Source organism: Pseudomonas sp. JH-2, assembly GCF_036231725.1.
GTDB classification, from domain to species: domain Bacteria; phylum Pseudomonadota; class Gammaproteobacteria; order Pseudomonadales; family Pseudomonadaceae; genus Pseudomonas; species Pseudomonas delhiensis.
In genome coordinates this window covers 24505-37354 of the sequence record NZ_JAZAQP010000034.1, presented here as the reverse complement: position 1 = coordinate 37354, position 12850 = coordinate 24505, and the positions used below count along the sequence as shown (strand labels likewise).

Sequence of the window (12850 nt, the reverse complement as noted above, 5' to 3'; positions counted from 1 at the left end):
GCACGTGGACGCGGGAACCTCCTCCGAGAGAACGGATTTTTTCCTGCCGAAGGCCATTTTCAGGCGGCCTTTTTCTGAGTTGGCATTAAATTTGATTACTCGTAACGGAAAGATTGTTGAACAATAACTCTGCGAGGGCATCACCATGAAACAGCGAATTGTGGGCAGGAAGGCGGGCTGGCTGGCGGCACTGGCGTTGCCCGGCGTGCTGGCGCTGGCCGCGCCGGCCATGGCGGCGGTCACCGGCACCCTGGAGGAGGGGCGGCTGAGCGTCGGCTCGGACCTCACCTACCCACCCTATGCCTACCTCGAACAGAGCCAGCCCGCGGGCTTCGACCCGGAGTTCATGAAGGGCCTGGGCGAGCACCTGAAGCTGCAGACGGAGTTCCGCGACACCCGCTTCGCCAACCTGGTGATGGGCGTTAACGCGCGGCGCTTCGACGTGGTCGCCTCGGCGCTCTACGTCACCCCGGAGCGCGCCCGCCAGGTGGACTTCCTGCCCTACCTGAAGAGCGGCGCCTCGCTGCTGGTGCGCAACGACGACGACTTCCGCCCGCAGCGCGCCGAGGACCTGTGCGGCAAGCGCGTGGCCTCGATCAAGGGCGGCTCGTGGATTCCCCGGCTGCTGGAGGTCTCGCGCGACTACTGCGTGGCCCAGGGCAAGCCGGCGATCCAGTCGCGCGAGTTCCCCACCTCGCCGGAAGCCGCCCAGGCCCTGCTGGCCAAGGCGGTGGACGTGCAGTTCGAGAACGCCGCGGTGGCCAAGATCACCGCCGAGAAGCTGCAGGGCCGCCTGCAGATCGCCTCCCGCGAGCTGATCTACCCGGTGGTCATCGGCCTGGCCGTGCGCAAGGGCAATGGCGAGCTGCTCGACGGCCTGCGCCAGGGCTTCGAGGCCATGAAGCAGGACGGCGAATACCAGGCCCTGCTGCAACGCTACAACCTCGCCGAGCCGACCGCGGCGGACGTCGCCCAGGCGCTGGGCAACTGAACCGACGGCCGGCCAGCCGGCCGGCCGAGCGACACGGAGCACGAACATGCATTTCGACTGGCACTATGCCCTGGGCCTGCTGTGGAACGCCGATTTCTGGCGCGCGGTGGGCACCGTGGTGGAGCTTAGCCTGGAGACCTGGCTGCTGGGCATCGCCCTCGGCTTCCTGGTGGCCCTGGCCCGGCAATCCTCGCGGCGCTACCTGCGCGACGCGGCGGCGCTGTACATCTGGTTCTTCCGCAGCCTGCCGCTGCTGGTGCTGCTGATCTTCGTCTACAACCTGCCGCAGGTGTTCCCCGGCACCAGCGCGCTGCTGTCCAACCCCTACGGCGCCGGGCTGATCGCCATGGTCCTGAGCGAGACGGCCTACATCGCCGAGATCCATCGCGGCGGCCTGCTGGCGGTCGCCAAGGGCCAGCTGGAGGCGGGCAAGGCGCTGGGCATCGGCTACCGCGGCGTGCAGTGGCTGATCGTGATCCCCCAGGCGCTGCGCGTGGCGCTGCCGACCCTGGCAAACGAATACATCACCATCGTCAAGCTGACCTCGCTGGTCTCGGTGATCTCCCTCAGCGAGATCCTGCTGGTCGGCCAGCAGCTCTACACGCAGAACTTCCTGGTGATGGAGACCATGCTGGCGGTGGCCTTCTACTACGTGCTCATCGTCACCCTGTTCAGCTACCTGCTGCGGCGCCTGGAGAACCACCTCGACGTCACCCGCCGCCAGCCGCGCCCGGTGCCGGTGGGCGACCTGCCGGCGGTGCTGCCGCGGCGCAACGAGGGCGCCGCGGGGCAGGGCGCCTTCGCCCTGCAGGTGCGTGGCGCGCGCAAGCACTACGGCGAGCTGGAAGTGCTCAAGGGCATCGACCTGGACGTGCGCTGGGGCGAGGTGGTGTCGATCATCGGCCCCTCGGGCTCCGGCAAGACCACCCTGATCCGCACCCTCAACGGCCTGGAAGCGCTCGACCAGGGCGAGGTGACCCTCTGCGGCAAGCCGTTCCTGCGCGGCGCGCGCGAACCGGGCGGGCCGTTGGGCAACAAGGTGCACATGCAGGGCATCGTGCAGGTCGGCATGGTGTTCCAGGGCTTCAACCTGTTCCCGCACAAGACGGTGCTGGAGAACGTCATGCTCGCCCCGCACCACCACAGCCACGCCAATGCCGCCGAACTGCGCCAGCTGAGCCTGGCGCTGCTGAACAAGGTGGGCATGCTGGCGCACGCCGGCAAGTACCCGCACCAGCTCTCCGGCGGCCAGCAGCAGCGCGTGGCCATCGCCCGCGCGCTGGCCATGCGCCCGGCGGTGATGCTGTTCGACGAGCCGACCTCGGCCTTGGACCCGGAGCTGGTCGGCGACGTGCTGGCGGTGATCGAGGAGCTGGCGAAGGAGGGCATGACCATGGTCATCGTCACCCACGAGATGAACTTCGCCTTCCGCCTGTCCGACCGCGTGGTGTTCATGGAGGCCGGGCGCATCGTCCAGGCCGGGCCGCCGCGTGAGCTGCTGGAGCAGCGCAGCGAGCGCATGGGGCGCTTCCTCAAGGACGTCCAGCTGGCCTGAGGAGGGCCGTAGATGAAAAGCAAAGACGCCGGCGGCCTGTCGCTGTCGGCCCAGGTGGCCAACGAACTGCGCGAGGACATCATCGGCGGGCGCCTGCTGCCGGGCATGGCGCTGGTCGAGAGCGAGCTGGTCAAGGCCTACAACGCCTCGCGCAACACCATCCGCGAGGCCCTGCACCAGCTCGGCCGCGAGGGCCTGGCCACCTACGTGCGCAACAAGGGGGTGATGGTGCGCCGCCTGGGCCTGGCCGAGGTGCGCGACATCTTCCTGGTGCGGCGCACCCTGGAGCTGCAGGCGATCCTCGCCAGCAAGCCGCTGCGCGAGTACCAGTCCGACCGCATGCTCGAGGCCATAGAAGCCGCCGAGCTGGCCCAGGACCGCGAGGACTGGCAGGCCTTCGGCACCCACAGCCTGCACTTCCACCAGCACATCGTCGGGCTGATGCGCAGCCCGCTGTTCGACGAGTTCTTCGCCAACGTCGCGGCGCAGATGCGCCTGGTGTTCTCCCTCGCACCCAACGAGGAGAACTTCCAGCGCCCCTGGATCGACCGCGACCGGCACATCCACGACCTGCTTGGCGCCGGTCGCAAGCACGAGGCTGCGGAGGCCATGGCCAGCTACCTCGAGGATTCCGAAAACGCGCTGCTGGACCTGCTCAGCGCACCCCACTGCCTCTGAACCAGGAGATACCGAACATGTACAAGGACTATCCCGCCGCCTACCAGGCCAACAAGGGTTCCGCCCTGCAGGTGGACAAGGCGTTCTACGACCGCCTGCGCGAGGACAAGGGTGCGCGCACCCTGATCGAGCAGTTCGAGGTGCCGATCCGCACCGGCCGCGCCTGGAAGGTGCCGGCCGGGCACCTGTTCCGCGTCACCACCCCGGTGGGCCCGCAGGTCGGCGACTTCAACGTGTGGAACGCCAACGACCCGCGCGAGCGCATGTGGGCCGCGCGCACCCGCCAGCTGCAGGGCGCCCACGTGACCACCTACGACCGCCTGTGGTCCAACCTGCCGTTCCTGCGCCCGCTGCTGACCATCACCGACGACAGCCTGGCCGCCTACGGCATCGACGAGCACGGCGGGCGCCTCCACGACCTGCTCGGCACCCGCTGCGACCCCTACGTCAACAAGATGCTCACCGGCGAGGACTTCCACCACCACTGCCACTCGAACCTGACCCGCGCGGTGCTGCCCCACGGGCTGACCGAGTTCGACGTGCACGACGTGCTGAACATCTTCCAGTGCACCGGCCTGAACCACGACGACATGTACTTCATGAAGGCCTGCCCGGCGAAGCAGGGCGACTACCTGGAGTTCTTCGCCGAGATCGACGTGCTCTGCGCGCTGTCCACCTGCCCGGGCGGCGACCTGTCGCTGCCGATGTGGGGCCCCGAGGCCCAGGACCCGCTGAGTGTCTGCCGCCCGCTGGGGGTGGAGATCTACCGCGTCGAGCCGGCCCTGCTCGAAGGCTGGCAGCCGCCGCAGCGCGCGGCCTACGACGGCCTCCACGGCCTGCGCCTGCAGAAGCCCGACTGGGAGCGCTGAGCCGGCGACGGGCGTGCCGGCCGCCGGCCGGCACGCCTCCGGGCAGGGCCGCCGCTACCCCTGCATGAACGAATATGTCGCGGCGTGGTAATCCCATCGCCCCGCCGTCTCGTTAAGCTCCGCAAGTGAATCGTGACCGGGCGGTCCGGCCGCCATCCTGGATGCTTCCCCTGCCTGGATTAATGCCCAGCATCTGCTGAACTTCATCGGAAGACGGCGGCCCGGCGCCGCCCCCGGGGCGATTCGCAGCTCGAGAAAGCCCTTGCTTCACCCAATGACAAGCCAAGCGGAGCATTGACCATGGCGTTCTTCACCGCGGCCAGCAAAGCCGATTTCCAGCAGCAACTGCAATCGGCGCTGGCGCAGCACGTCGGCGAAAAGGTGCTGCCACAAGTAGCCCTGTTCGCCGAACAGTTCTTCAGCCTCATCTCCCTCGACGAATTGACCCAGCGCCGCCTGTCCGACCTGGTCGGCTGCACCCTGTCCTCCTGGCGCCTGCTGGAGCGCTTCGACCCGGCCGAGCCGGAAGTGCGCGTGTACAACCCCGACTACGAGAAGCACGGCTGGCAGTCCACGCACACCGCCGTGCAGGTGCTGCACCCGGACCAGCCGTTCCTGGTCGACTCGGTGCGCATGGAGCTGAACCGCCGCGGCTACAGCATCCACACCCTGCAGACCACCGTGGTCAGCGTGCGCCGCAATGCCAAGGGCGAGCTGCTGGAAGTGCTGCCGAAGAACAGCCAGGGCAAGGACGTGGGCCATGAGTCGCTGATGTACCTGGAGATCGACCGCGCCTCCCACGTCGGCGAGCTGCGCACCCTGGAGAAGAGCCTGCTGGAGGTGCTGGGCGAAGTGCGCCTGGCGGTGGCCGACTTCCCGGCCATGCGCGGCAAGGCCGAGGAACTGCTGGCCTGGCTCGGCAAGTCGAAGGCCAAGGCCCGCGCCGAGGAGACCGCCGAGGTCCGCGCCTTCCTCGAATGGCTGCTGGACAACCACTTCACCTTCCTCGGCTACGAGGAATTCACCGTGGTCGACGAGGGCGACGGCGGCCGGGTGAACTACGACGAGAAGTCCTTCCTCGGCGTGACCAAGCTGCTGCGCACCGGCCTGAGCAAGGAAGAGCTGCACATCGAGGACTACGCGGTGGCCTACCTGCGCGAGCCGCTGCTGCTGTCCTTCGCCAAGGCCTCGCACCCCAGCCGCGTGCACCGCCCGGCCTACCCGGACTACGTGTCCATCCGCGAGATCGACGCCAAGGGCAAGGTGCTGCGCGAATTCCGCTTCATGGGCCTGTTCACCTCCTCGGTGTACAACGAGAGCGTCAACCACATCCCCTCGATCCGCGGCAAGGTCGCCGAGGTCGAGCGCCGCTCCGGCTTCGACGCCAACGGCCACCTGGGCAAGGAACTGGCCCAGGTGCTGGAGGTGCTGCCGCGCGACGACCTGTTCCAGACCCCGGTGGACGAGCTGTTCAGCACCGCCATGGCCATCGTGCAGATCCAGGAACGCAACAAGATCCGCCTGTTCCTGCGCAAGGACCCGTACGGCCGCTTCGCCTACTGCCTGGCCTACGTGCCGCGCGACATCTATTCCACCGAGACGCGGATCAAGATCGAGCAGGTCCTGCGCGAGCGCCTGAAGGCCAGCGACTGCGAGTTCTGGACCTTCTTCTCCGAATCCACCCTGGCGCGGGTGCAGTTCATCCTGCGGGTGGACCCGAAGACGCGCATCGACATCGACACCAAGCTGCTCGAGGAAGAGGCCATCCAGGCCTGCCGTTCCTGGCAGGACGACTACGCCGCGCTGGTGGTGGAGAACTTCGGCGAAGGGCAGGGCACCAACATCCTCGAGGACTTCCCCAAGGGCTTCCCGGCCGGCTACCGCGAGCGCTTCGCCCCGCACTTCGCGGTGGTCGACCTGCAGCACCTGCTCAGCCTGTCCGAGGCCCGCCCGCTGGTGATGAGCTTCTACCAGCCGCTGGCGCAGAGCGAGCAGCAACTGCACTGCAAGCTGTACCACGCCGACGCGCCCCTGGCGCTGTCCGACGTGCTGCCGATCCTGGAGAACCTCGGCCTGCGCGTGCTCGGCGAGTTCCCCTACCGCCTGCGCCACGCCAACGGCCGCGAGTACTGGATCCACGACTTCGCCTTCACCTACGCCGAAGGCCTGGACGTGGACATCCAGCAGCTCAACGAGGTCCTCCAGGACGCCTTCGTCCACATCGTCAACGGCGACGCCGAGAACGACGCCTTCAACCGCCTGGTGCTGACCGCCAGCCTGCCGTGGCGCGACGTCGCCCTGCTGCGCGCCTACGCGCGCTACCTCAAGCAGATCCGCCTGGGCTTCGACCTGGGCTACATCGCCAGCGCGCTGAACGCCCACGTGGACATCGCCCGCGAGCTGGTGCGGCTGTTCAAGACGCGCTTCTACCTGGCCCGCAAGCTCGCCGCCGAGGACCTGGAAGACAAGCAGCAGAAGCTGGAGCAGGCCATTCTCGCGGCCCTGGACAACGTCCAGGTGCTCAACGAGGACCGCATCCTGCGGCGCTACCTGGACCTGATCAAGGCCACCCTGCGCACCAACTTCTACCAGCCCGACGCCGCCGGCCAGAACAAGAGCTACTTCAGCTTCAAGTTCAACCCCAGGGCGATCCCCGAGCTGCCCAAGCCGGTGCCCAAGTACGAAATCTTCGTCTACTGCCCGCGGGTCGAGGGCGTGCACCTGCGCGGTGGCAAGGTCGCCCGCGGCGGCCTGCGCTGGTCCGACCGCGAGGAGGACTACCGCACCGAGGTGCTCGGCCTGGTCAAGGCCCAGCAGGTGAAGAACGCGGTGATCGTCCCGGTGGGCGCCAAGGGTGGCTTCATCCCGCGGCGCCTGCCGGTGGGCGGCAGCCGTGACGAGATCCAGGCCGAGGCCATCGCCTGCTACCGCATCTTCATCTCCGGCCTGCTGGACATCACCGACAACCTGAAGGAAGGCGAGGTGGTGCCGCCGGCCAACGTGGTCCGCCACGACGAGGACGACCCCTACCTGGTGGTGGCCGCCGACAAGGGCACCGCGACCTTCTCCGACATCGCCAACGGCATCGCCGCCGAGTACGGCTTCTGGCTGGGCGACGCCTTCGCCTCCGGCGGCTCGGCCGGCTACGACCACAAGGGCATGGGCATCACCGCCCGCGGCGCCTGGGTCTCGGTGCAACGGCACTTCCGCGAGCGCGGCATCGACGTGCAGAGGGACAACATCACCGTCATCGGCATCGGCGACATGGCCGGCGACGTGTTCGGCAACGGCCTGCTGATGTCCGACAAGCTGCAACTGGTGGCCGCCTTCAACCACCTGCACATCTTCCTCGACCCCAACCCGGACCCGGCGCTGAGCTTCGTCGAGCGCCAGCGCCTGTTCAACCTGCCGCGCTCGGCCTGGTCGGACTACGACGCCGCGCTGATCTCCGCCGGCGGCGGCGTCTTCCCGCGCAGCGCCAAGAGCATCGCCCTGAGCCCCGAGGTGCGCGCGCGCTTCGACATCCAGGCCGAACGCCTGACCCCCACCGAGCTGATCAACGCGCTGCTCAAGGCGCCGGTGGACCTGCTGTGGAACGGCGGCATCGGCACCTACGTCAAGTCCAGCAAGGAGAGCCATGCCGATGTCGGCGACAAGGCCAACGACGCCCTGCGCGTGGACGGCCGCGAGCTGCGCGTGAAGGTGGTGGGCGAGGGCGGCAACCTGGGCGTGACCCAGCTGGGCCGCGTCGAGTTCGGCCTGAACGGCGGCGCCTGCAACACCGACTTCATCGACAACGCCGGTGGCGTGGACTGCTCCGACCACGAGGTCAACATCAAGATCCTGCTCAACGAGGTGGTGGCCGCCGGCGACATGACCGGCAAGCAGCGCAACAGCCTGCTCGCCGAGATGACCGAGCAGGTCGGCGACCTGGTGCTGGGCAACAACTACAAGCAGACCCAGGCGCTGAGCCTGGCCGAGCGCCGCGCCCGCGAGCGCATCGCCGAGTACAAGCGGCTGATGAACGACCTGGAGGCCCGCGGCAAGCTCGACCGCGCCCTGGAGTTCCTGCCCACCGACGACGGCCTGGCCGAACGCATCGCCGCCGGCCAGGGGCTGACCCGCGCCGAGCTGTCGGTGCTGATCTCCTACAGCAAGATCGACCTCAAGGAGTCGCTGCTCAAGTCCCAGGTGCCGGACGACGACTACCTCACCCGCGACATGGAGACGGCGTTCCCGCAGACCCTGGTGGCCAAGTTCGGCAGCGCCATGCGCAGGCACCGGCTGAAGCGCGAGATCGTCAGCACCCAGATCGCCAACGACCTGGTCAACCACATGGGCATCACCTTCGTGCAGCGCCTGAAGGAGTCCACCGGCATGACCCCGGCGAACGTCGCCGGCGCCTACGTGATCGTCCGCGACGTGTTCCACCTGCCGCACTGGTTCCGCCAGATCGAGCAGCTCGACTACCAGGTGCCGGCGGAAGTCCAGCTGACCCTGATGGACGAACTGATGCGCCTGGGCCGCCGCGCCACCCGCTGGTTCCTGCGCAGCCGCCGCAACGAACAGGACGCCGCCCGCGACGTGGCCCACTTCGGCCCGCGCATCGCGGCCCTGGGGCTGAAGCTCAACGAGCTGCTCGAAGGCCCGACCCGCGAGCTGTGGCAGGCGCGCTACCAGGCCTACGTCGACGCCGGCGTGCCGGAACTGCTGGCGCGCATGGTCGCCGGCACCAGCCACCTCTACACCCTGCTGCCGATCGTCGAGGCGGCGGACGTCACCGGCCGCGACCCGGCCGAAGTGGCGCGCGCCTACTTCGCCATCGGCAGCGAGCTGGAGCTGACCTGGTACCTGCAGCAGATCAGCAACCTGCCGGTGGAGAACAACTGGCAGGCGCTGGCCCGCGAAGCCTTCCGCGACGACCTCGACTGGCAGCAGCGGGCGATCACCGTCTCGGTCCTGCAGATGCAGGACGGCCCGCAGGACATGGCCGAGCGCGTGGCCCTGTGGATCGAGCAGCACCGCGAAATGGCCGAGCGCTGGCGCGCCATGCTGGTGGAACTGCGCGCCTCCACCAGCACCGACTACGCCATGTACGCGGTGGCCAACCGCGAACTGCTGGACCTGGCGCAGAGCAGCCAGCACGCCACGAGCATCGCCTGATGCCTGCTGGCTGAGCCCATTGTCGATACTGAGCCCCGCCTTGTGCGGGGCTTTTTTTCATCGCACGTGGCCATGGCGCGCCGTGGCCTCGGCGCATCGGCGGATAACCGCGAACGGTTATCCCCACGAGTTTGCCGGCTGACTCTGCATCATCCGCCCGCGCCGAACAGCCCCCTCTCCCTTCAGGGCGGGCCGCGTAGGCGAGGGTTGGGGAGAGGGGACGGACTTCGCTCTGGCACCTCTGCCAAACCCTGACTCCGCCCCCCTCCCTAACCCTCCCCCGCAAGCGGGAGAGGGGACCGTTCGGAGTGATGCGGAACCCCGAAGCTCCCGGGCTCCCCGTAGGGCGCATAACGCCTATGGCGTTATCCGCCGTTTGGCCATGATTCTCGGCGGCTCCGGGGTTGACCTGGGCGTTGGCCGTGGCCTCGGCGTATCGGCGGATAACCGCGAACGGTTATTCGCCCTACGTCATGGTCGGGCCTGGCGTAGGGCGAATAACGCCTACGGCGTTATCCGCCGTTTGGCCATGATTCTCGGCGGCTCCGGGGTTGACCTGGGCGTTGGCCGCGGCCTCGGCGCATCGGCGGATAACCGCGAACGGTTATTCGCCCTACGTCATGGTCGGGCCCGACGTGGGGTGGATAAATCCGCGCCTACAGGGAAACTCCCCGCACATCCCCCAACGAACCCCCCTTGAGATCCTTTCGCGTTACGGTCGATTTCGAAATGTTTGGTTACATTTCTGTTCGCGCTTTCAGAAGGAGCGGCTATGGTCAATGGCTATTAGCCATCTCTCGACGGTTTTTCCGGAAGGCAAGAATAGATATCGATATTTATCGGTATTTAAGGTCCCGAATGGCCTGACTGGCCCCACCATAGCCCGCTTCCGTCAAAAAATCGCTTCCCCAGCTTTTGCCTTTGTTCGTCAATTTCCTGGCTTTTATTGACGTGAAATCAGCCATTAGTCGTAGGACGTCAGCGTTTTTTCACGAACGGCAGTTGACTAAATTCTGACGGAAAGCTTTTCTTCTCGCCTTGAATGTCAATAAACCGGCATGCGGCGGCTGCGTCAGTTTTCGACAGAGTGTCGGCTTTCGCGCGGCTTCCATGCAGTTAGGGATGATTGCTGTGCTGTCCAAGACCCCCTTGTCCTTTCTCGCTTCGCAGCTTTTCCAGCGGCGGCTGCCCATGGGCGGCTGCCTGGCCGTGCTGCTGCTCGGCAGCGCCTGGGCCCAGGCCGCGGAAGACTACGACCAGCTCGTGCGCGAAGCCCGCGCCGGCAACTACCAGCCGGCCTTGCAGCGCCTGCGGCAGAACCCCGACGACCTCGCGCACCTGGACGACCACCTGGTCATCGCCGGGTGGGCGGGGCTGGACGAGGAAGTGCTGCAGACCTACCAGCGCCACTCCCAGGCCCGGCTGTCCAGCGGCGCCTGGGCCGCGGTGGCGCGGGCCTATCGCAACCTCAAGCGCTGGCCCCAGGCGCTTGAGGCCTACCGCCGCGGCCTGGCTGCCCATCCCGGCGACCCGGCCCTGCAACAGGGCCAGGCGATGACCCTGGTGGATGCCGGCCGCGGCCCCGAGGCGCTGCAGAAGGCCGCGGCCCTGGTCGCCGCCGCGCCGCGCGACGCCGAGCGGCGCCTGGCCCTGGCCTATGTCCACCAGCAGATGGGCGAGCCCTACGCGGCACTGTTCCAGGTGGACCAGGCCCGCCAACTGGCCCCGCGGCAAAGCCGTGTGCTGAGCGAATACGTCGATGCCCTGCAGGCCGCCGGCCTGCCGCGCCAGGCCCTGGCTTTCGGCGAGCGCCACCCCGGCGTGCTGTCGGCGGCGCAGCAGCGCAGCCTGCAGGCCGACCGCGTCGCCGAGCTGGTGCGCCTGGCGGAAGTGTCGCCGCTGCGCGACAGCGAGCGCTTCGTGGTCGCCGACCGGGCCATCGCCGAGGCGGACCGGTTGCTCGCGCAATGGGCCGGTGATCCGGCCGCGGCGCAGGAGGTGCACCGGGTGCGCGTCGACCGCCTGGGCGGCCTCTATGCCCGGGCGCGCATGGCCGAGGTGGTCGAGGAATACGAGCGCCTGCATGCCGAGGGCGCGGAGCTGCCGCCCTACGCCCTGCGCTGGGTCGCCGGCGCCAGCCTGTACCAGCGCCAGCCGGAGCGGGCCGCCGAGCTGTACCGCCAGGTGATCGCCAGCGAGAACGCCAAGGACAGCGACTGGATGGACGACCACCAGGGGCTGTTCTACGCCCTGGTGGAAAGCGAACGGCTCGACGAGCTGCCCACCCTGGCCGATGGCCTGGTGGCGCAGCAGCCGGTGCGCCTGCATCCGCCGGGCATGGGCGTGGCCGTGCCCAACGACGACTGGCTGGAGGCCCGCCTGCTGCAGGCCAACGGCCGGCTGTACCGCAACGACCTGCCGGCGACGCAGCAGGACTACGAAAGCCTGGTGGCGAGCGCGCCGGACAACTCGCGGCTGCGCACCGGCCTGGCCAGCACCTACCTGTCCCGCGGCTGGCCGCGGCGTGCGGAAGACCAGCTGAAGATCGCCGAAAGCACCGACCCGCGCGGCGTGGCCCTGGAAACCGAACAGGGCATGGTGGCGCGCGAGCTGCAGGAATGGCGGCAGCTGGACCTGCTGGCCGACGACGTCATCCAGCGCTTCCCCGAACAACTGCAGGCCCAGCGCCTGGACTACCTGCGCCAGGTGCACCACATGGCCGAGCTGCGCATCAGCGCCTATGGCGGCCATGCCAATGGCGGCGAGGTCAACGGCAGCCGCGACCTGGGCTTCGACAGCGTGCTCTACAGCCCGCCCATCGCCGACCACTGGCGCCTGTTCGGCGGCGCCGGCTATGCCACCGGCGACTTCGAGGAAGGCACCGGGCACTACCGCTGGCAGCGCGTGGGCACCGAGTGGACCGGGCGCAACACCACGCTGGAGGCGGAGGTGTCGCACAACGACTATGGCGATGGCGACAAGCTGGGCCTGAGGCTGTCCGGCGTCCACGACATCGACGACCAGTGGCAGTACGGCTGGAGCGCCGCGCGCCTGTCCCGGGAGACGCCGCTGCGGGCGCTCAACAGCGGCATCCGCGCCGACCGCCTGGACGGCTTCCTGCGCTGGCGCCAGAGCGAGCAGCGCGAGTGGCGCCTGGCCTACGCGCCCTCGCACTTCAGCGACGGCAACATGCGCCATGAACTCGCCCTCACCGGCAGCCAGCGCTTCTACAGCTCGCCCTACCTGGTGGCGGACCTCGGCCTGGAGGTGTCCGGCAGCCGCAACAGCAAGTCGGAGGACGTCCCCTATTTCAACCCGAAGTCGGACCTGCTGCTGCTGCCCAGCCTGAACCTGGAGCACACCCTCTACCGCCGCTACCAGACACGCTGGACCCAGCAGGGCCAGCTCGGCGCCGGCAGCTACAGCCAGCAGCACCACGGCACCGGCGCCGTCGGCCTGATCGGCTACGGCCAGCGCCTGAGCCTGGACGACCGCTTCGACGCAGGCCTCGCCCTGTCCGCCGTCAGCCGCCCCTACGACGGCGACCGCGAACTGGACTACCGCCTGGTCTTCGACCTCAGCTACCGCTTCTAG

At 68.2% G+C, this 12850-nt stretch carries 6 protein-coding genes; all 6 read left to right on the top strand.

Features of this window, described 5'->3' with window-relative positions; genetic code table 11:
• Nucleotides 1-145: 145 nt before the first annotated feature.
• Nucleotides 146-991, top strand: a complete 846-nt coding sequence (locus VV867_RS21355) for an ABC transporter substrate-binding protein (protein WP_275627223.1) — start codon at nucleotides 146-148, stop codon at nucleotides 989-991.
• A 46-nt stretch (nucleotides 992-1037) separates the two neighbouring features.
• Complete coding sequence (locus VV867_RS21350) at nucleotides 1038-2546, top strand: amino acid ABC transporter permease/ATP-binding protein (RefSeq protein ID WP_109934745.1); 1509 nt, start codon at nucleotides 1038-1040, stop codon at nucleotides 2544-2546.
• 12 nt (nucleotides 2547-2558) lie between these two features.
• Nucleotides 2559-3224, top strand: a complete 666-nt coding sequence (locus tag VV867_RS21345) for a GntR family transcriptional regulator (protein WP_328567495.1) — start codon at nucleotides 2559-2561, stop codon at nucleotides 3222-3224.
• Between the two features lie 17 nt (nucleotides 3225-3241).
• Nucleotides 3242-4093: an urea carboxylase-associated family protein gene (locus tag VV867_RS21340; protein WP_089392677.1), complete on the top strand. Its 852-nt coding sequence runs from the start codon at nucleotides 3242-3244 to the stop codon at nucleotides 4091-4093.
• Nucleotides 4094-4393: 300 nt separating this feature from the next.
• Nucleotides 4394-9256, top strand: coding sequence for an NAD-glutamate dehydrogenase (locus VV867_RS21335; protein WP_328567494.1), 4863 nt, complete (start codon nucleotides 4394-4396; stop codon nucleotides 9254-9256).
• Between the two features lie 1131 nt (nucleotides 9257-10387).
• A complete protein-coding gene (pgaA, locus tag VV867_RS21330; protein WP_328567493.1) occupies nucleotides 10388-12850 on the top strand; it encodes a poly-beta-1,6 N-acetyl-D-glucosamine export porin PgaA in 2463 nt (820 codons plus the stop codon).